The sequence below is a fragment of the Klebsiella sp. BIGb0407 genome (genome assembly GCF_024807845.1).
Lineage (GTDB): Bacteria > Pseudomonadota > Gammaproteobacteria > Enterobacterales > Enterobacteriaceae > JGM124.
Genome location: NZ_JANUEQ010000009.1, coordinates 203,865 through 224,855, shown reverse-complemented (window position 1 = coordinate 224,855; position 20,991 = coordinate 203,865). Strand labels below are relative to the sequence as shown.

Here is a 20,991-nt window from a genome sequence, read left to right as displayed (position 1 = left end):
CTGACCCCATGCCGAACTCAGAAGTGAAACGCCGTAGCGCCGATGGTAGTGTGGGGTCTCCCCATGCGAGAGTAGGGAACTGCCAGGCATCAAATAAGCAAGAACCCCAGTCGAAAGACTGGGGTTTTTTGCGTTCTGAATACTGGAAAATACTCATCGTCTGCAGGATTTTGCGCTGAGACAAGGCGGCAAGGGAGGTTATGAGGGAGCATACTTCAGTATGTGACTGAACTAACCGAGTGCAGCCAGCGCGGTATCAGGGTAAAAGACAAAGGACGGGCGGCTTTAGCGCGGTGGTCCCACCGCCCCATGCCGAACTCAGAAGTGAAACGTGTGGGGTCTCCCCATGCGAGAGAAGGAACTGCCAGGCATCAAATAAGCAGGAACCCCAGTCGAAAGACTGGGGTTTTTTGCGTTACCCGTCATAATTCGCATTTCCTGGGTGTTGCCTGCGTAAATTTCACCGAATCACATACCGATGTATGCTCATCAGTGAAATTCCCCTGGCGCCTGCAGGAAATACGAATTATTCAGGTAACCCGCCGTAGAATTCCAGAAAAATGTCCTCTGAATCGAATCGTAGTCCGCAGGATTTTACGCTGAGACAAGGCGGCAAATGCGGGCGGGGAGTGAACATGCAGCGGTATGCGGCTTAGCTGAATGAGTGCGTCTATTCGATAGTTTTGCGATGGTGCTTGTTTTTTCATCATAAATATATTGCTTTATATATTATGGCATGATAGATAATTGTATTATTAATTTATTCCATTCGATGCGTTACCGATCCTGCCCGTAAATTTATTTTATATCTCAAATGTTCGTCATGTGATTTTTATTTTTTAAAATAAATATAAAAATCCCAGGTTAAATTATTTAATAAATTAGTTTTTACTTTATATGGTGAATAAGTATTAAGTTCTTTCATGATTATATTATGTAGTCATGAATTCTGTTTCTTTCCTGGGTTTTCGAAAAACAAAAAATAAAAATAAGGATATTTATTAGAAAAATACAGTTCATATTTATAATTAAATCTTTCTCTAAGATAAAAGGACAGCTATATATGAACATTAAATATATTATACCTTCATTGTTCCTGATAACCTCAGCTCATGTCTTTGCAGAGAATTTACCCAGACATGGTTTTATAGACTCTCCTCCGAGTAGAGCATTTCTTTGTTCTGGTTCAGGAGGCAATTTAAATAAAAATTGCGGCCCAGTTCAATATGAACCTCAATCAGTTGAGGGACTTAAAGGATTTCCTGAACGCGGCCCAGCAGATGGGAAAATTGCAAGCGGTGGTAATTCGACTTTTAATGCATTAAATGAGCAGACATCTGAACGATGGTATAAATACCCAGTAGAGAGTGGAGTTAATACCTTTTCCTGGACATTAACTGCGGCTCATAGCACGACATCATGGCGTTTTTTTATTACTAAGCAAAATTGGGATCCAAATAAACCTCTGGTTAGGGCTGATTTTGATTTAACGCCATTCTGTGAACAATTTGATAATGGTAGGGTGCCAGCCAGTAATGTGAGAATCGAATGTAATGTTCCGGATCGTACAGGGTATCAGGTTATTCTTGGGGTCTGGGATATAGCCGATACAGGGAATGCCTTTTATCAAGTTATTGATGCGAATATGACAAGTACGGGTACAGAGGGGGGAGGTAATGGAAATAGCAACGATAATAAGGATCAACAATTTATAACTGAAGCGAGTTTATCTAAATCTCAACAAGATAATGGTAATAATGTATCTTATCGTTTAGAGGTTAAATCGAATACCTCTCCTTCTTCAAAACCAGAATATACTTGGTCATTCCCACAAAATGCGCAGCAAATCTCTATTTCAGACAACTATAGTCGTTTTACGATTAACAAAAAAGATAATGCACAAGAAGATAAAGTCAAAGTGAATGTGATAGCAGGTACAGAATCTAAAGTATTAGAACAAGATATTCAGATTCCGGGGTTAACTCAGGTGCAGGGATATGATTATGTATTCCCGGATAATTTTGCATCTTATACCGCTGGTACGATAGTTCTCCAGCCAAAAGACAACAGGCTCTATCAGTGCAGGCCTTTCCCATACAGTAGTTATTGTTATCAATGGTCTCCTACCGCAAACCAATATGAACCCGGTGTTGGTTTTGCCTGGGAGTCAGCCTGGATTTTACTGAATTGAAACAAGTGATTTATTAAATATGGCTTGGCTGGTCACCTGGTTGAGGCGCTTGAGCCTGTACATGATTCGGTGTACAGGTTCTGCGTGGCGGTACCAAACTTTCTGCATCCCCCGTTATATTTCAAACCGCCTGTGGAAATCCTGACGCATTACATAAAAAAATATGTTCTTTAAATGAAACATTTTCACCTTTAGGCGATAAGCTCGACATCATCGGGTAAACTCGATATTGTTAGGCATCTGGATGTCTAAACGTTTAAACGTATGCTTTGAGGATATAAGGTTATGCCGATTCGGGTGCTAGACGAGTTACCTGCCGTCAATTTTCTGCGCGAAGAAAATGTCTTTGTTATGACAACATCGCGTGCGAGCAATCAGGAAATCCGTCCACTGAAGGTACTGATACTGAATCTGATGCCGAAAAAAATTGAGACGGAGAATCAGTTTCTGCGTTTGCTCTCTAACTCGCCATTGCAGGTTGATATACAGCTATTACGTATCGATGCGCGTGAATCACGTAATACGCCGACCGAGCATCTCAATAATTTTTACTGCAACTTTGACGATATCAAAGACGATAACTTCGACGGATTAATTGTGACCGGTGCGCCACTGGGACTCGTTGAATTTAATGATGTGGCTTACTGGCCGCAAATCCAACAGATACTGCTGTGGGCAAAAGATCATGTTACCTCAACACTCTTTGTCTGTTGGGCCGTACAGGCGGCACTCAATATCCTCTACGGTATCCCAAAACAAACGCGTAATGAAAAGCTCTCTGGCATTTATAAACATAATATCAGCCACCCACATGCACTGTTCACCCGCGGATTTGATGACTCGTTTCTTGCTCCCCATTCACGCTATGCAGACTTCCCGGCAGATTTAATTCGTAATCATACCGATCTTGAGATCTTTGCTGAGTCTGAAAGTGGCGACGCCTATCTGTTTGCCAGCAAAGACAAACGTATTGCCTTTGTTACCGGCCATCCGGAATACGATGCGTTGACCTTGTCCGGTGAGTATTTCCGTGACCTGGAAGCCGGGCTTGAGCCAGAAATACCTTATAACTACTTCCCTGATAATAATCCGGCGAATACACCGCGTGGAACCTGGCGCAGCCACGGTAATTTATTGTTTACTAACTGGCTGAATTATTATGTTTACCAGATAACGCCATTCGACTTACGTCATATGAATCCTACGCTCGACTAAGCCCTTCACATAAAGACTAACGAAGCGGTGAAAAGACTTCATCGCTTTTAGCCTGCTGCGATATATGACAGTATGATATGTAGGTCTTTTCATCCCCAGATAATCACTTCAGAGTACAGATACCATGATAGCCGGATCTGTACCTTGCCAGATAAACACCAGGAGTTCTGAGTTGAGTAACAAAGTAGAAGAATTAAAACGTCAGCTAAGCGAGCGTATCCTGGTGCTGGATGGTGGTATGGGTACCATGATCCAGGGCTATCGTTTTGATGAAAGTGATTTCCGGGGAGAGCGTTTTGCGCAATGGCCCTGTGACCTGAAAGGTAACAACGACTTACTGGTACTCAGTAAGCCTGAAACGATAGCCGAAATTCACTCTGCTTACTTTGCTGCCGGGGCAGATATTGTCGAAACCAATACCTTTAACTCGACAACCATTGCGATGGCGGATTACCAGATGGAGTCCCTGTCGGCAGAGATTAACTACGAAGCTGCCAGATTAGCGCGTGCTTGTGCTGATGAATGGACGGCACGTACCCCTGAAAAACCGCGTTATGTCGCGGGAGTACTGGGCCCGACCAACCGTACCGCCTCGATTTCGCCTGATGTTAACGATCCGGCATTCCGTAACGTGACTTTTGATCAACTGGTTGAAGCCTATCGTGAGTCAACGCGTGCCCTGGTCAAAGGCGGCGCTGACTTGATTATGATCGAAACCATCTTTGATACCCTGAATGCCAAAGCGGCTATCTTCGGGGTCAAAGCGGAGTTTGATGCGCTGGGTATTGAGTTACCTATCATGATTTCCGGGACCATCACTGATGCTTCCGGACGTACGCTTTCCGGACAAACCACAGAAGCATTTTATAACTCCCTGCGCCATGCGGATGCCCTGACATTTGGACTTAACTGTGCGCTGGGGCCTGATGAGTTACGTCAGTATGTGGCCGAACTGTCACGTATCTCTGAGAGCTATGTTACCGCACACCCTAATGCCGGGCTCCCTAATGCTTTTGGTGAATATGATCTTGATGCTGCGACCATGGCAGAGCAAGTCGGTGAGTGGGCTAATGCTGGCTTCCTGAATATTATCGGCGGCTGTTGCGGAACCACACCTGAACATATTGCCGCTATGAGTCAGGCAGTTGCAGGGGTTGCGCCACGTCAGTTACCTGATTTACCGGTTGCCTGCCGACTCGCGGGGCTGGAGCCACTGAATATTGGTGCCGACAGTTTGTTTGTGAACGTTGGGGAAAGAACCAACGTGACCGGCTCGGCCAAATTTAAACGTCTGATCAAAGAAGAAAAATATAACGAAGCGCTGGAAGTCGCTCTACAGCAGGTAGAAAGCGGTGCCCAAATCATCGATATCAATATGGATGAGGGGATGCTGGATGCCGAAGCTGCAATGGTTCGTTTCCTGAACCTGATAGCCGGTGAGCCCGATATTGCCCGTGTCCCGATTATGATTGACTCCTCAAAATGGGAAGTTATCGAAAAAGGGCTGAAATGCATCCAGGGTAAAGGCATCGTTAACTCCGTCTCGATGAAAGAAGGGGTTGAAGCATTTACGCATCATGCAAAACTGGTTCGTCGTTATGGTGCTGCCATGGTCGTGATGGCATTTGATGAGACGGGCCAGGCCGATACCCGCGAGCGTAAGATTGAAATTTGCCGTCGCGCCTATAAAATTCTTACTGAAGAGGTTGGTTTTCCGCCAGAAGATATTATCTTCGACCCCAATATCTTTGCCGTTGCCACAGGTATTGAAGAACATAATAACTATGCCCAGGACTTTATTGGTGCCTGTGAAGATATCAAGCGTGAACTCCCCCATGCCATGATTTCCGGTGGTGTCTCGAACGTATCTTTCTCATTCCGTGGTAATGATCCGGTTCGCGAAGCTATTCATGCGGTGTTCCTGTATTACGCGATACGTAATGGCATGGATATGGGAATTGTTAACGCCGGACAGCTGGCGATTTATGACGATCTCCCGACAGAGCTACGGGAAGCGGTGGAAGATGTCGTTCTGAATCGTCGTGATGACGGTACCGAACGCCTGCTGGATTTAGCCGAGCGTTATCGGGGCAGCAAAAGTGATGACAGCGCGAATGCCCAGCAGGCCGAGTGGCGGAGCTGGGAAGTGCAGAAGCGTCTGGAGTATGCTCTGGTTAAAGGGATCACCGAATTTATTGAGTCCGATACGGAAGAAGCGCGCCAGCAAGTCAGTCGCCCGATTGAAGTGATTGAAGGCCCGCTGATGGCAGGTATGAATGTGGTGGGTGACCTGTTTGGTGAAGGAAAAATGTTCCTGCCACAGGTGGTTAAGTCGGCGCGTGTGATGAAGCAAGCGGTCGCCTATCTTGAGCCCTATATCGAAGCCAGCAAAGAGAAAGGGCGTACCAACGGTAAAATGGTTATTGCCACTGTAAAAGGCGATGTACACGATATCGGTAAAAATATTGTTGGTGTGGTCCTGCAATGTAATAACTATGAAATCATCGATCTCGGTGTCATGGTTCCTGCGGAAAAAATCCTCAGAACAGCGCGAGAACTGAATGCCGATTTAATTGGTTTATCCGGTCTGATAACCCCATCACTGGATGAAATGGTCAATGTGGCGAAAGAGATGGAACGCCAGGGCTTTACTATTCCGTTACTGATCGGTGGCGCGACCACCTCAAAAGCCCATACCGCAGTTAAAATCGAACAGAATTACAGTGGCCCGACGGTATATGTGCAGAATGCTTCACGTACTGTGGGTGTAGTATCATCTCTGCTTTCAGATACGCAGCGAGATGACTTTGTTGCCCGGATGCGTAAAGAGTACGAAACTGTCCGTATCCAGCATGCCCGTAAAAAGCCCCGTACGCCTCCGGTCTCATTACCGGCTGCGCGTGCTAATGCTTCAGCATTTGACTGGGCGGCTTATACACCACCTGTCGCACAGCAACTGGGAGTGCAAGAAGTCGTCGCCGATATCGAGACACTACGTCCGTATATCGACTGGACCCCCTTCTTTATGACCTGGTCCCTGGCGGGCAAGTATCCACGTATTCTGGAAGATGAAGTCGTCGGTGAAGAGGCTAAGCGGCTGTTCCATGATGCCAATGAGTTGCTTGATATGCTGCACAACACCAAAACACTGGTTCCTCGTGGTGTTATGGGACTCTTTCCGGCAAACCGGGTTGACGATGATGTTGAAATCTATCGGGATGAAACTCGCGAAGAGGTGCTGGTCGTCGGCCATCATTTACGCCAGCAGACAGAGAAGACAGATTTTGCCAACTACTGCCTGGCCGATTTTGTGGCGCCAAAAGAAAGTGGCAGAGCAGACTATATTGGTGCCTTCGCCGTAACTGGCGGAATGGAGGAAGATGCCCTTGCAGAGGCTTATGATGCTCAGCATGATGATTATAATAAAATCATGATAAAAGCGGTTGCTGACCGTCTGGCAGAAGCTTTTGCTGAATATCTCCATGAGCAGGTACGTAAGGTTTACTGGGGCTATGCTTCGGATGAAAATCTCAGCAATGAAGACCTGATCCGCGAGAATTATCAAGGTATCCGCCCGGCCCCTGGTTATCCGGCTTGCCCGGAACATACTGAAAAAGCGGCTATCTGGGAATTGCTGGGAGTCGAGCAAGTGACGGGTATGCAGTTAACCGAGTCCTATGCCATGTGGCCTGGAGCCTCGGTTGCTGGCTGGTATTTCAGTCACCCGGAAAGTAAATACTTCGCGGTTGCCCAAATTCAGCGTGACCAGGTTGAAGACTATGCCCGGCGCAAGGGGATGAGTATCAGTGAGGTTGAGCGCTGGCTTGCCCCGAATCTCGGTTATGATGCGGATTAATCTATATTGAGTTGAACCTGTTAATTTAGATATAATCACCAAGGGGAAATATTGCTTCCCCTTGGTTTTTAGCGAGTGATACAACCCCAGTTGTACTGTTGTGAATCAAGATATCTTTCCAAAACACCCTTTCCAGAGTCTTGTCTCTTTCTTGTACTAAACCCTTTATACTGAGGGTGTAAAAACAGTTTTATCAGGAATAGCCAGAAATATAAGGAGGATTTGAATCCGTGTTAACTTTGTTGCACCTACTTTCTGCCGTCGCTCTGTTAGTGTGGGGCACTCATATTGTTCGTACCGGGATCATGCGCGTGTACGGGGCAAATCTACGCAGTGTATTGAGCCGTAGCGTAGAAAAGAAACCCGTCGCTTTTTGCGCAGGGATCGGTGTGACTGCACTGGTACAGAGTAGTAATGCCACCACTATGCTGGTGACATCTTTTGTTGCCCAGGACTTGGTTGCGCTGACACCTGCCCTGGTCATTGTTCTTGGCGCAGATGTTGGTACCGCACTGATGGCGCGTGTGCTTACCTTTGATCTCTCCTGGCTTTCGCCATTGCTGATTTTTGTTGGCGTCATTATTTTTCTTAGCCGTAAGCAGAGCCGTATCGGGCAATTGGGACGAGTTGGCATTGGTCTGGGATTAGTATTACTGGCTCTTGAACTGATCGTCACCGCGGTGACGCCTATTACTCAGGCCTCAGGAATCAAAGTCATTTTTGCTTCCCTGACAGGAGACATCATGCTTGATGCCCTGATCGGGGCAATATTTGCCATCATCACCTATTCCAGCCTTGCTGCGGTACTGCTGACCGCCACACTGACGGCAACCGGCATCATCTCTTTTGACGTTGCATTATGTCTGGTGATTGGGGCGAACCTGGGTTCTGGTTTACTGGCAATGATTAATAACAGCGCGGCGAATGCGGCTGCTCGTCGAGTTGCGCTGGGAAGTTTTCTATTTAAGCTGGTGGGGGGCGTGATAGTTCTGCCCTTTGTTCATGTGCTGGCGACACAAATGCAACGTATCCCTCTTGGTCAGGCTGATTTGGTAATTTATTTTCATGTGTTTTATAACCTGATTCGCTGTCTTGCAATGGTGCCTTTTGCCGAGCCGATGGCCCGTTTTTGTCGGCGAGTTATCAGTGAAACACCGGAAACCGACACCCGGATGAAGCTTAAACATCTGGATCCTACAGACCTTGAAATACCGGCTCTGGGGTTGGTTAATGCGACGCGTGAAACCCTGAGAATGGGCGATGTACTGGAGCAAATGCTGGATAGCTGGCGTAAGGTGGTCCATGGTGAACTCCGTGAGGAAAAAGAGCTCCGTAAACTGGCTGATGATGTCAATATTCTCTATACCGGGATTAAACTCTACCTGGCCCAGATGCCAAGGGACGGTTTATCTGAAGAGGAGTCACAGCGCTGGGCTGAGATAATTGAAATTTCGCTTAACCTCGAACAGGCGTCAGATATCATCGAACGTATGGGGAGTGCTGTGGCGGATAAATCACTGGCGGCACGTCGTGCTTTTTCTGCCGAGGGATTGAAGGAGCTGGATAGTCTGTATCAGCAGCTGCTCAGCAATTTACAGCTCAGTATGTCTGTCTTTTTCTCCAGAGATATTAACAGTGCCCGGAGATTACGACGGAATAAACACCGTTTTCGCATCATGAATCGTCGCTATTCTCATGCTCATGTTGACCGCCTGCATCAGCAAAACGTCCAGAGTATTGAAACCAGTTCACTACACTTAGGCTTACTGGGAGATATGAATCGACTGAACTCCCTGTTCTGTACGGTTGCCTACAGCGTAATGAACCAGCCAGATGAAGATGATGAGCGTGACAGTGATTAATTACACAATGTTTGCCAATCCTGTTCGCAAGGCTCAACGGGTAAGGTATAGTCCTGTTTTTGTGGAGGAACCATGCTGACTGATTCATCTATTCGTCTTAATAAATATATTAGCGAGAGCGGGATTTGCTCGCGTCGTGATGCCGATCGTTTTATCGAGCAGGGACTGGTTTTCATTAACGGTAAGCGTGCCAAAATTGGCGATCAGGTACTGGCTGGCGATAGCGTAAAAGTGAATGGTCAGCTCATCGAACCTCGCCAGGCTGACGATTTAGTCCTGATTGCGCTGAATAAACCGGTGGGTATTGTGAGCACCACGGAAGACGGTGAGCGCGATAATATTGTTGATTTTGTGAATCACAGTAAACGTGTCTTCCCGATCGGACGTCTTGATAAAGACTCTCAGGGGCTGATTTTTCTGACCAACCACGGTGACCTGGTCAATAAAATCCTTCGCGCTGGCAATGACCACGAAAAAGAGTACCTGGTGACGGTGAATAAACTGGTCACTGATGAATTTATTCTTGGTATGGGGCGGGGTGTACCTATTCTCGGGACCGTCACCAAGAAATGCAAAGTTAAAAAAGAAGCGCCTTTTGTCTTCCGTATTACGCTGGTACAGGGACTTAACCGTCAAATCCGCCGTATGTGCGAACATTTTGGCTATGAAGTCACCAAACTGGAACGCACACGTATTATGAATGTGGGTATTTCGGGGCTTCCTCTCGGGGAATGGCGTGACTTGAGTGATGATGAGTTAGTTGAGTTATTTAAGCTGATTGAAGATTCCAGCTCGGAAGACAAAGCGGCGAAACCCGCTAAAGCAAAAGCTAAAACTAAAACCACCGCTTCAGTGGTAAAAAAAACGGCTGCCAGTGGTGCGAAAAATATGGCCAAGACCCCGGCTGAGCTAGCATCACGTAAACGTTTTACGGAGCCTGGGCGGAAAAAGAAAGGTCGCTGACAGGCAAGAGAGGGGAGCGAATAGATTCCCCCTCTCTGGTGAATCATCGTTTTCCGCGTGTGTGATTATTGGCTGACCATGAATATGTGGCTGAAGTGTCTGGTTTTAATGCGGTTTTCTTTTTAATCTGACGAGCTTTTTTTGCAACTAACTCACGTTCGGCCATCAGTTTATCAATATATTCTTTTTTTACCTGGTTCGTTTCTGAGTTGGTCAATGGACGACCCTGAGCAATGCGCGCGCGATCCAGCAACGTTTTTAGTTCACGCTGCTCCCTTTCCGTCATATCTTTCTGTGTCAGTCTGACTATGGACATCTGTACGACCTCTTAGAGAACTCTCCATACCAAAATAGCACCAATCGTTAGTTTGTGCTGCTGGTGGAGTGGAAAAATAAAAGGCCGAACTGATGTTCGGCCTTCTGTTATGTATTTCTGTCGCTGATTATTATTCAAACAGATTACGATGCAGCTCTTGCACGACTTTCTCGGCATCATTTCCCGGAACCAGGAAACACAGGTTATAGCTGGATGCGCCATAGCAAATCATACGGATATTGAAGGGCTCAAGTACACCAAACACTTCTTTTCCTACACCACAAGCCTTAGACAGGTTGTTACCGATAATCGCGACCAGAGCCAGGTTCTCTTCCACTTCAACACGGCACAGAGCAGACAGTTCGGTCAGCAGTGCGGAGGTCAGCAGACTGTCACCGGTGGACGTTGAACCGGTAGTATCCAGTGTCAGGGCGACGCTGACTTCTGAAGTGGTAATCAAGTCCACGGAAATATTGTGGCGAGCCAGAACCGTGAATACTTCAACGAGAAAACCACGTGAGTGCAGCATATTCAGGCTATGCAATGTCAGCAGGGTCTGCTTACGACGCAGGGCCAGAGCACGGAAAAGTGGTGGGTTCTCCGTCTTGTTACACACCAGGGTTCCACCTGCGGCCGGGTCTTTACTTGAACCCACGAACACCGGAATATCACTGCGTACGGCAGGCATCAGTGTTGCAGGATGTAAAACCTTGGCGCCAAAAGTGGCCATTTCAGCCGCTTCTTCAAAAGCAATTCTGTCGATACGCTTGGCTGCAGAAACCACACGCGGATCGGTGGTATAAATTCCCGGAACATCTGTCCAGATATCAACCCGTGCAGCATGGAGTGCTTCACCCAGTAAGGCTGCAGTATAGTCGCTGCCACCACGACCCAGAGTCGTAGTACGTCCTTTTTCTTCGCTACCGATAAAGCCCTGGGTAATCACCAGTGATGCGGATAAATGTGGCGCTAAATGTTGAGCAACCAGTTGGCCGAGGGTAGCAACATCGGGTTCAGCGCGGCCAAAGCGATCGCTGGTGCGCATCACTTTACGCACGTCAAACCACTGAGCATTAATATCTCGTTGACGCATAATTTCAACGAACAGCAGGGTGGACATCAGTTCACCGTGGCTGACCAGTTCGTCGGTTAATGCGTTAGAGGTTGCCAGAGAAGCGGCTTCCGCCAGAGTCGAAATATTTTCAAGCAGGCGATCAATCTCTTCACTGATGACCTGTGGCTGATCAAGATGCTCAATAATGTTGTACTGAATCTTACGCAGCGTATCGATGCTGTCCAGACGAGCGTCAGGCTCAAGTCCTTCAGCCAGAGCAACCAGTAAATTGGTCACGCCTGCGGAGGCAGACAGCACGACAACGCGAACGTTATCGTCGGAGAGAACAACATCGGCACTGCGATTCATCGCCTCGAAATTGGCAACGCTGGTACCACCAAATTTGGCGACTACTATTTGAGACATAACTACCTCGTGTCAGGGTGCCAGATTTCTGGCAAAAATTATTCAGCCTTGGCACAAGGAAAGAGCTTTATACGGGGTGGACGCAGACAACTACGGATTCACCCAGAAGTGCTCCACCTTGTAGACCGACTCAGGTCGTGGACTTAATAAGTCGGTTATATACCCGTCATACTTCAAGTTGCTTGGGTATAGAATGCCCGTTAACGAACATTCAGGGTGACAACCCAGAGGATTCAGCCCCTGTGGCCGATGATGGACGTTGCCATGCGTTGCATCATCTCGGCGTTACTCCCCCTCATATATCATCACGGGATTGGCTCCTACGATATATTACCTGGGTAACGCGCCTCTTCTGGCCTGTGCAAGCACAGGTTAGGCCTTAATAAATAAAGGTTAATAGGGGGGATGTCAACGCCGGGATTATACGGATTATTTATCGACAGGGAGGGAATAGGAATATAACTAATAGTACCTATACTTTGACATGTTAATTTGAAATAGATAACACACAAAGTGAATATGAAAAGCGTCACAATTTTTGCCAGTAGACGTTACAATCAAAAGAGTTCCGATTCTTAAATCACACGAGTATTGCTATGAAAAACATCAACCCAACGCATACCAAAGCCTGGCAGTCACTTCAGGATCACTACGAAGAACTTAAAGATGTCACCCTTGCTGAGTTATTTGCGCAAGATAACGATCGTTTCGCAAAATTCTCTGCCACCTTCGATGATTCCATCCTGGTCGACTTCTCTAAAAACCGCATTACCACTGAAACTCTTGAGAAACTTCAGGCTCTGGCGAAAGAAACCGATCTGCAAAGTGCCATCAAATCTATGTATGCTGGCGAAAAAATTAACCGTACTGAAGACCGTGCGGTCCTGCATGTCGCATTACGTAACCGCAGCAACACGCCTATTGTGGTTGACGGCAAAGATGTGATGCCAGAAGTGAATGCGGTACTTGAGAAGATGAAATCCTTCTCAGAAAATATCATCAGCGGCCGCTGGAAAGGCTACACCGGTAAATCTATTACTGATGTAGTGAACATTGGTATCGGTGGTTCTGACTTGGGCCCGTTCATGGTCACCGAAGCGCTGCGTCCGTACAAAAATCACCTGAACATGCACTTTGTTTCTAACGTCGATGGTACTCAGATGGTTGAGGTTCTGAAAAACCTTAATCCAGAAACCACGCTGTTCCTGGTTGCTTCTAAAACCTTTACTACCCAGGAAACCATGACCAATGCGCACAGTGCCCGTGACTGGTTCCTGAAAGCTGCGGTTGATGAGCAGCATGTTGCTAAACACTTTGCCGCCCTGTCGACTAACGGTCAGGCTGTAGGTGAGTTCGGTATTGATACCGCGAATATGTTTGAGTTCTGGGACTGGGTAGGTGGACGTTACTCCCTGTGGTCAGCGATTGGTCTGTCAATTATCCTGTCAGTCGGTTATGACAACTTTGTTGAATTGCTGAGCGGTGCTCATGCTATGGATAAACACTTTGCCGAAACGCCGGCAGAGCAAAATATCCCGGTTTTACTGGCTCTGATTGGTCTGTGGTACAACAATTTCTTCGGTGCTGAAACTGAAGCTATTCTGCCATACGATCAGTATATGCATCGTTTCCCGGCTTACTTCCAGCAGGGTAACATGGAATCAAACGGTAAATATGTTGACCGTACCGGTGCGCCGGTTGATTACCAGACCGGGCCTATCATTTGGGGCGAGCCAGGTACCAATGGTCAGCATGCGTTCTATCAGCTGATCCATCAGGGTACTAAACTGATCCCTTGCGATTTTATCGCTCCTGCTATCAGCCATAACCCGCTGTCAGATCATCACCCTAAATTACTGTCTAACTTCTTTGCTCAGACCGAAGCGCTGGCGTTTGGTAAGTCACGTGAAGTGGTTGAGGAAGAATTTACCGCTCAGGGTAAAGATCCTAAGACTCTGGAAAATGTGGTGCCGTTTAAAGTGTTCGAAGGTAACCGTCCGACCAACTCTATTTTGCTGCGTGAAATCACGCCATTTAGCCTGGGCGCACTGATTGCGATGTATGAGCACAAAATCTTCACTCAGGGTGCGATTCTGAACATCTTCACCTTCGATCAGTGGGGAGTTGAATTGGGTAAACAGCTGGCGAGCCGTATTCTGCCAGAACTGAATAACGACCAGCAGGTGACAGGCCATGATAGCTCTACCAATAGCCTGATTAACCGTTACAAAGCATGGCGCGCATAAGACAGTGATACCGATCGCTTAAGGTTTACAGCGGTCGGTTGAACGATTTGCCGTATTGCAATGATCCGTAATCTCTCAGGGGTTACGGATTTTTTCCATAAAAAAACCGCAATCTCTATAGATTGCGGTTTCTTAGATTTCTTGCTGACAAGTATTACGCCAGATGGCCTCTTGTCTGCATATTGCTTGCCCGCGCCACTTATTTTGTGGTTTGGACAACAACAGCAATTTCTTACAGGTTAAAAGTACCGAAAGAAACGTTGATGTTGTTGAAGGAGTTGATGATTTTATTAATCAGTTTCATGATGGCATCCTAAACAAGTGAATTTATTTTTGTGACCTGATGCACAAAATATACACATAATTTTATCTGGAATCAACCATTTTTGTGACGCGCATCACAAATAAACCCTTTCCCTTCCATTCCGGCCGTAATCCCACCTCTGATCTGTCGATGACTTTCTCTGGTAAGAATAAAAATCCCATATTAGCTAAAAAATTAGATGTGGATCACACTTTAAGCTTGTAATATCACCTTAACACTTATAGTTAGAGGGGTTTTATATGCCAGCTACGCCGCGCGGTGAATGGATAGCGAAGGGATTACAGGTGGTACTTAATCTGGGATTAATCATGCTTGCGGTGATCCTGATTATCTTTCTCGGAAAAGAGACTATTCATATGGCGGAAGTCTTGTTTGCCCCGACGGAACAAGCCAGTAAATATATGTTTATTGAGGCGCTGGTAGTCTACTTTTTATACTTTGAGTTTCTTGCTCTGATCGTCAAATACTTTCAGTCAGGCTACCACTTTCCACTGCGTTACTTTGTCTATATCGGCATTACCGCCATTGTTCGTCTGATAATCATTGATCATAAATCCCCTTCGGACGTCCTTATCTACTCTGGCGCGATTCTGATACTGGTTATCACTCTGTGGTTGTGTAATAGCGGTAGATTAAAACGCGAATAGCAGTAACAGCCCCCCTCTTGCTTCAGAGGCTATCCATAGCGGATAGCCTCGCTTGTTGACTGACAATGCGTTTTTTCTGCTTGTCTGCCCTGTAAAGGCTATTCTGCGTTACAATACCGCCAGATATCGTAGCGGAGTATATTTTCATGACCGACGCGCTGTCGCCTTTGCGCGCCTTACATTTTTTCGATTCTCTTCCGCAGGAGCTAAGTGCCTCCTGGCTTGACTGGTTATTGCTGGAAGACTCGATGACTAAGCGCTTTGAGCAATATTGCACCCGGGTTACCGTTCGTATTGTGCGGGAAGGTTTTATCTCTCAGGATGACTCTTTACCAGAGGGTAGCCTTCTTCCGCCAGATGCGCGTTACTGGCTTCGTGAAATTGTCCTTTGTGGAGACGAAGAACCCTGGCTGCTGGCACGTACAGTCGTCCCGGAAAGCACCCTTGAGGGGCCTGAACTGGCGTTACAGAAATTAGGCAGTACTCCGCTGGGGCGTTACCTGTTTAGTTCGTCTTCATTAACGCGCGACTATATTCAGGTGGGACGCAGCGAAGCGCTATGGGGGCGCCGTTCTCGTTTGAGGCTGTCAGGTAAACCGTTATTGCTTACCGAGCTCTTCTTGCCAAACTCTCCGTTATATAAAGAGGAAAGATAGTTAATGGAGTGGAGTCTGAACCAGAAAAAATTACGGGCCTATCACCAGTTGATGCGTACCGATAAGCCGATTGGGACCTTGTTGCTATTGTGGCCTACTTTATGGGCATTGTGGCTGGCAACACCTGGTATTCCACCGCTGAGTATTCTGGCTATCTTTATGGCAGGCGTCTGGCTGATGCGTGCCGCCGGATGTGTCGTCAATGACTATGCTGACCGTAAACTTGACGGTCATGTTAAACGTACCGCCCAGCGACCGATGCCCAGTGGTGCCGTTAGTGAGAAAGAGGCAAAAATTCTCTTTGTCGGCCTGGTATTACTCGCTTTTCTGCTGGTGCTTTTGCTGAATACCATGACTATCCTGTTATCGATAGCGGCGCTAGCCCTGGCCTGGATGTATCCGTTTATGAAACGATACACCCATCTACCGCAAGTGGTATTAGGTGCAGCTTTTGGGTGGTCGATACCCATGGCTTTTTCTGCTATCGGTGAGTCTGTTCCGCTGACATGCTGGTTACTGTTTCTTGCCAATATTTGCTGGACGGTAGCTTACGATACTCAGTACGCCATGGTTGATCGCGATGATGATCTTAAAATTGGTATTAAATCCACCGCTATCCTGTTTGGCAAAAGAGACAAGTTAATTATTGGTCTGTTGCAAATTGCGGTAATCGCTTTGATGGCAATTATTGGTGTACTGAATGGGTTGAATGGCGCGTTTTACTGGTCTCTGTTACTGGCCGGCGCTTTATTTATTCATCAGCAAAAACTGATTGCTGGCCGGGGACGAAGTGAATGTTTCCGGGCTTTTATGAATAACAACTATGTCGGATTAGTACTATTTATTGGTATTGCTTTAAATTTCCTGCATTTTTGATGCTGAGCAAGCCGTCTTTATTACAGACGGCTTGCTGTCTTATCGCTACGCGTTATCCGGCGTTAACTCCCGCGTAAACCACCAGAATAATCCCGCCAGCAGACTGACCGCTGCACCGAGTACACAGACGCCCTCCCAGCCAGCATAAGCATACATAGAGGTAGTGCTAATCGCGCCCAGACCGCTGCCTGCTGCATAGAACAGCATATAGAGAGCCACCATCCGGCTGTGTGCCTCAGGCGCTGTGCGAAAGATTAAGCTCTGATTAGTGACATGCAGCGCCTGTCCTCCCAAATCGAGCAAGACAATACCGATAACCAATGCCCAGAGTGATGTCTCCATTAAGGATAATGGCCACCATGCCAGCAGCAGAAGTGCTAGTGCTGCGGCACTCGTACGCTGACTATAACCTTTGTCAGCCCAGCGCCCGGCACGGGTTGCGGCCAGAGCGCCCACTGCGCCGACTAAGCCAAAAGCGCCAATCAGCGTATGGGAAAAATCATAAGGTGGAGCGCTGAGCGGCAGTACCAGCGCGCTCCAGAAGATATTAAAGGCGGCGAACATCAGTAATGCCAGAATACCACGCACCTGGAGTACGGGCTGCTGGCGTAGCAATGTCAGCATTGAAGCCAGTAAGCGTGGGTAGCTTAAGCGATGTGTGGCAGGTGCCAGAACGGGTAAATAACGCCATAAGGGTATCGCGAGTGCCAGCATCAAGGCGGCAGCGGTAAAATAGACTCCGCGCCAGCCCGCAATATCACTTACGCCACCGGCAAATACTCTGGCCAGTAGCAGGCCAATAAAGACGCCACCTTGAGCAGTACCCACCACATGCCCTCGCTCCTCAGGAGCCGCAGCGCTGGCTGCATAGGCAATCAGACCCTGTGTCATAGCTGTTCCCAGCAGGCCAACAGCGAACATGCCGACCAGCAATATCAGGGTCGATTGAGCCATTGCCACAGTAACCAGAGCCACTATCAGGGCGAAGAGCTGCCCTGCCATCAGGTGACGTCTGTCAATACGATCGCCGAGCGGAACCAGGAATAGCAGTGCCACGGCGCAGCCTGCTTGTGTTGCACTGATAACGCCGCCAATAGTGGCCTGACTGATAGCAAAATCATGCGCCAGAATATCCAGTAAAGGCTGGGCATAGTAAACGCTGGCGACACTTAAACCGCTGGCGACGGCAAACAGGCATAGCAGGCTTGCAGGTAAAGGCGCAGACCGGGAGGGTTTTGTCATTATCGGGTTCTCACTCAATCAAGTTTCAAAATGAAACTGGTTGAATGCTAGGTCAGGTGGTTTTAAAATGCAACTTGTTATTCATCTAATCGGGGCGTTGCTATGTCTGCAGATCAATCGTTACCTTATGAACCTTGCCCTGTGGCGCGCTCTGTTAGCCTGGTAGGCGATCGCTGGTCGCTATTGATAGTGCGTGATGCCTTCGACGGTATTCGCCGTTTCGGAGACTTCCAGCGTAACCTGGGTATGGCACGTAACATTCTGTCTGACCGATTGCATAAACTGGTTACCGCCGGGGTGCTGGAAATGCAGGCCGCTTCAGATGGTACCTCCTATCAGGAATATGTACTCACAGCCAGAGGGAAAAGTCTGTTTCCGGTAATCGTGGCGATGCGCCAGTGGGGAGAGCTGCACTTATTCATGCCTGATGAGCGCCATTCACAGCTTATCGATAAACAAACCGGTAAACCGGTGAGCTATATGGCACCCGTTACAGAAGAGGGCATTGTACTGAGCGCTGAGATGACTCAGGTACAAAAAATATAAGCGGTGGTGTTATTGCAGGATAAAAGAAAAAAGCGGGTTTCCCCGCTTTTTTCTCTGCTCAGAAATTAGACCGTGGCAACGGTTGCCGGAGCATTATCCTGAGTGGTTGCGCTTTCAATGGTTAACCGGACTTCGGCAGTCACAAGATCTGCCAGCATCTGATAAACCTTAATCGTCTCAACCGGTTCAGCGTCACCTGTATCGCTGATATAGCCTTCATCGCGCAAGGTTAATACCAGAGAGGTAAATACCGCTTTGTCGAAGAATTCCGGAGCGTTGATACCGTGGAGCACTGATAACCGTTGCGCCAGAGTACGACTTTCACGTTCCAGCGTACCGCGGTTAATCGACGGATTAGTACTGAGTAGCCAGAAAGTGATGGCGTAGCGCTGCAAGGTTTCACGAACCCCGGCTGCCAGCAGTTCCAGCACCAGTGCCTGGGCGGTATTCACCTCGATGTTATCACCGTCGATAAAGATCAGTTGCTGGCGTGCCAGCTCAGCCAGTAAAGCCTCAACCTCTGTTGCCAGCTGTTGCTCATCCCAGCGCAGGAACAGTTCGGCTTTTAACATCGGGTAAATAACGGCTATCTGCGCTATTAATGCCTGACGCGTCATCTGGTTATGCTGAGTAATAATCGCGGCGATAAGCGATGGTAATACCAGCATATGCATAATGTTATTGCGGTAGTAGGTCATCAGTATCGCCTGCTCACGCGGCAGAATAATGATGTCACCGATAGTATCTTTTTCTACCTCAAACTTATTCATCTGCAGGGCATGATCAATCAGCGCATCCGCTTTCATCGTCGGAGCCGTGGCATCCGGTGAGTAAGGAACGTTATGCAGCAAGTCCAGATAACAATTCAGCTGGTCGGTTAACTGTTCCCGAGTCAGTGAACGCTGACGTGAGGCCAGTAAAGCGGTGCAACATAAGTTCATTGCGTTCGCTGCCCCGGCATTATTAATTCTCACCATCAGATCGGCGGCAATATGATTAACCGTTGGCGTCAGCCATGCCGGGCGAATAGATTCAATAGGGTCAATTGAGTCACGCCATTCCGGAACATGCTGGTTGAGATAGGCCATCAGTGGCAGTGGCTCACCAAAGTTAACATAGCCCTGACCCAGATTACGTAGCTTACTCAGCCCGCGGACCATCTGGAGAAAGCTTTCTTTTTCTTTGGTTGCGCCACGCAATTCGTTGGCATAGGTGCCCACTTCCATCACGTGCTCATAGCCGATATAAATCGGTACCAGCGTGATAGGGCGAGTACCACCCCGCAACATTGCCTGGATAGTCATCGATAGCGTTCCGGTTTTCGGATCCAGCAAACGGCCGGTACGAGAACGCCCACCTTCGACAAAATATTCAACTGAATAACCGCGGCTGAAAAGCTCACCCAGATATTCACGGAATACGGTGGAGTAGAGTTTGTTGCCTTTAAAGGTGCGGCGAATAAAGAAGGCACCCAGACGGCGGAAAATCGGGCCAGCCGGCCAGAAATTCAAATTGATACCGGCGGCAATATGCGGCGGCACCAAACCCTGGTGATAGAGCACATAAGACAGCAGTAAATAGTCCATATGGCTGCGATGGCAGGGAACATAGACAATCTCATGCCCGTCATGTGCCAGCTGACGTACTCGCTCTGCGTTATGAACATTGATCCCTTTATACAAGCGGTTCCATGTCAGCCCGAGGATTCGGTCAGAAAGGCGTACGGCTTCATAAGAGAAGTTAGCGGCAATCTCTTCCATCAGCGCAATAGCATTCTGCTGCGCTTTTTCATGGGAGATTTTTTTACTACGGGCTTCATCTTCGACAGCGCGGGCTATCGCCTTAGAGGCCAGAAGTTTATTAAACAGAGCCTGGCGAGCCGGCAGACGCGGACCGACAGCAGCTAAACGCTGACGAGCAAAATGGGTGCGTGCGACACGCGCCAGTTTTTGTGCAATTGATTTATCTGTACCGTGTTCAGTTGCCATACGGCGCAGTGATACGGGCGGTGAAAAGCGGACAAAGCTATCGCGACCCAGCCAGGAAACGGCAAAAAACTTCTGCAGGCCGTTCAGTGTCCGCAAGGGAGGGTTAACTTCCCCTTTTTCACGGCCCGGTGAGCGACCAAACATGACCGAAACCGGAACCATCTGGACATCAAGCTCGAGGTTGCGATTATGCAGATCCAGATAGTCGTGAAATAGCTTAATTGACTCCTCTTTTGGCGTGTAATAAGTGAAAACACGCGGCCCGCCGTGGATAAAGACGTAACGGGGTAAAGAGACGCCGTCAATTTCCAGAGGAACCAAAGGGTCCGGAAGATTGTGAGCCAGACATTGTGCGCGTAACGTGAGTATATCGGCCTTAGAATTATAAGGCAGAACATACATTATTGGGCGCGTAGCATCCAACCCCAGCTCGCTGATAGGATCAGCAGGGATAGACTTACTTTTTACCAGAATGCGTAATGGTAAACTCAGTAATTTATAGTAAATTCGTGACCAGCCTGACATAGACGATGTACAGCCTCAGGTTAATGATACAAAAACAGCGCAAGGATACCAGAAACT

Annotated in this window: 13 protein-coding genes, 1 rRNA gene, 1 pseudogene and 1 riboswitch; of the genes and pseudogenes, 11 read left to right on the top strand and 4 right to left on the bottom strand. The window is 47.8% G+C overall.

Going from position 1 to position 20,991, the window contains the following annotated elements:
• From rrf to rluF, 6 genes and pseudogenes are all read left to right on the top strand, one after another.
• Positions 1 to 88, top strand: a 5S ribosomal RNA gene (gene rrf / locus M2387_RS22340); the annotation flags it as partial.
• A gap of 975 nt (positions 89 to 1,063) precedes the next feature.
• Positions 1,064 to 1,651, top strand: a pseudogene (locus M2387_RS25960) (lytic polysaccharide monooxygenase); the annotation flags it as partial.
• An 825-nt stretch (positions 1,652 to 2,476) separates the two neighbouring features.
• A complete protein-coding gene (gene metA / locus M2387_RS22330; RefSeq protein ID WP_259052750.1) occupies positions 2,477 to 3,406 on the top strand; it encodes a homoserine O-acetyltransferase MetA in 930 nt (309 codons plus the stop codon).
• Positions 3,407 to 3,578: 172 nt separating this feature from the next.
• Positions 3,579 to 7,262, top strand: a complete 3,684-nt coding sequence (gene metH / locus M2387_RS22325) for a methionine synthase (RefSeq protein WP_259052749.1) — start codon at positions 3,579 to 3,581, stop codon at positions 7,260 to 7,262.
• Between the two features lie 230 nt (positions 7,263 to 7,492).
• Positions 7,493 to 9,124, top strand: coding sequence for a Na/Pi cotransporter family protein (locus M2387_RS22320; RefSeq protein WP_259052748.1), 1,632 nt, complete (start codon positions 7,493 to 7,495; stop codon positions 9,122 to 9,124).
• Positions 9,125 to 9,196: 72 nt separating this feature from the next.
• Positions 9,197 to 10,087, top strand: a complete 891-nt coding sequence (gene rluF / locus M2387_RS22315) for a 23S rRNA pseudouridine(2604) synthase RluF (protein ID WP_259052747.1) — start codon at positions 9,197 to 9,199, stop codon at positions 10,085 to 10,087.
• Between the two features lie 43 nt (positions 10,088 to 10,130).
• On the opposite strand, the gene M2387_RS22310 is transcribed toward rluF, so the two are convergent.
• On the bottom strand, positions 10,131 to 10,403 hold the full coding sequence (locus M2387_RS22310; protein WP_259052746.1) for a YjbD family protein: 273 nt from the start codon (positions 10,401 to 10,403) through the stop codon (positions 10,131 to 10,133).
• A 130-nt stretch (positions 10,404 to 10,533) separates the two neighbouring features.
• The gene (lysC, locus tag M2387_RS22305) at positions 10,534 to 11,883 is read right to left on the bottom strand and encodes a lysine-sensitive aspartokinase 3 (protein WP_259052745.1); all 1,350 of its coding nucleotides are present in this window, start codon (positions 11,881 to 11,883) and stop codon (positions 10,534 to 10,536) included.
• Between the two features lie 98 nt (positions 11,884 to 11,981).
• Positions 11,982 to 12,243, bottom strand: a riboswitch (Lysine riboswitch).
• A 236-nt stretch (positions 12,244 to 12,479) separates the two neighbouring features.
• Between lysC and pgi the strand changes: the two genes are divergently transcribed.
• From pgi to ubiA, 4 genes are all read left to right on the top strand, one after another.
• Positions 12,480 to 14,129, top strand: coding sequence for a glucose-6-phosphate isomerase (gene pgi, locus M2387_RS22300; RefSeq protein ID WP_259052744.1), 1,650 nt, complete (start codon positions 12,480 to 12,482; stop codon positions 14,127 to 14,129).
• A 564-nt stretch (positions 14,130 to 14,693) separates the two neighbouring features.
• Entirely contained in the window at positions 14,694 to 15,101 is a 408-nt protein-coding gene (gene psiE, locus M2387_RS22295; protein ID WP_259052743.1) for a phosphate-starvation-inducible protein PsiE, read from the top strand.
• 146 nt (positions 15,102 to 15,247) lie between these two features.
• A complete protein-coding gene (ubiC, locus tag M2387_RS22290) occupies positions 15,248 to 15,757 on the top strand; it encodes a chorismate lyase (protein ID WP_259052742.1) in 510 nt (169 codons plus the stop codon).
• A 3-nt stretch (positions 15,758 to 15,760) separates the two neighbouring features.
• On the top strand, positions 15,761 to 16,633 hold the full coding sequence (gene ubiA / locus M2387_RS22285; protein ID WP_259052741.1) for a 4-hydroxybenzoate octaprenyltransferase: 873 nt from the start codon (positions 15,761 to 15,763) through the stop codon (positions 16,631 to 16,633).
• A gap of 45 nt (positions 16,634 to 16,678) precedes the next feature.
• Here the strand turns inward: ubiA and M2387_RS22280 are convergent, their stop codons facing one another.
• Positions 16,679 to 17,875: an MFS transporter gene (locus M2387_RS22280; protein WP_259052740.1), complete on the bottom strand. Its 1,197-nt coding sequence runs from the start codon at positions 17,873 to 17,875 to the stop codon at positions 16,679 to 16,681.
• A gap of 102 nt (positions 17,876 to 17,977) precedes the next feature.
• On the opposite strand from M2387_RS22280, the gene M2387_RS22275 reads away from it, so the two are divergent.
• Positions 17,978 to 18,421 carry a winged helix-turn-helix transcriptional regulator gene (locus tag M2387_RS22275; RefSeq protein WP_259052739.1) on the top strand — a complete coding sequence of 148 codons (444 nt, stop codon included), beginning with the start codon at positions 17,978 to 17,980 and terminating at the stop codon, positions 18,419 to 18,421.
• A gap of 65 nt (positions 18,422 to 18,486) precedes the next feature.
• Here the strand turns inward: M2387_RS22275 and plsB are convergent, their stop codons facing one another.
• Entirely contained in the window at positions 18,487 to 20,934 is a 2,448-nt protein-coding gene (gene plsB, locus M2387_RS22270) for a glycerol-3-phosphate 1-O-acyltransferase PlsB (RefSeq protein ID WP_259052738.1), read from the bottom strand.
• Between the last annotated feature and the right edge of the window lie 57 nt (positions 20,935 to 20,991).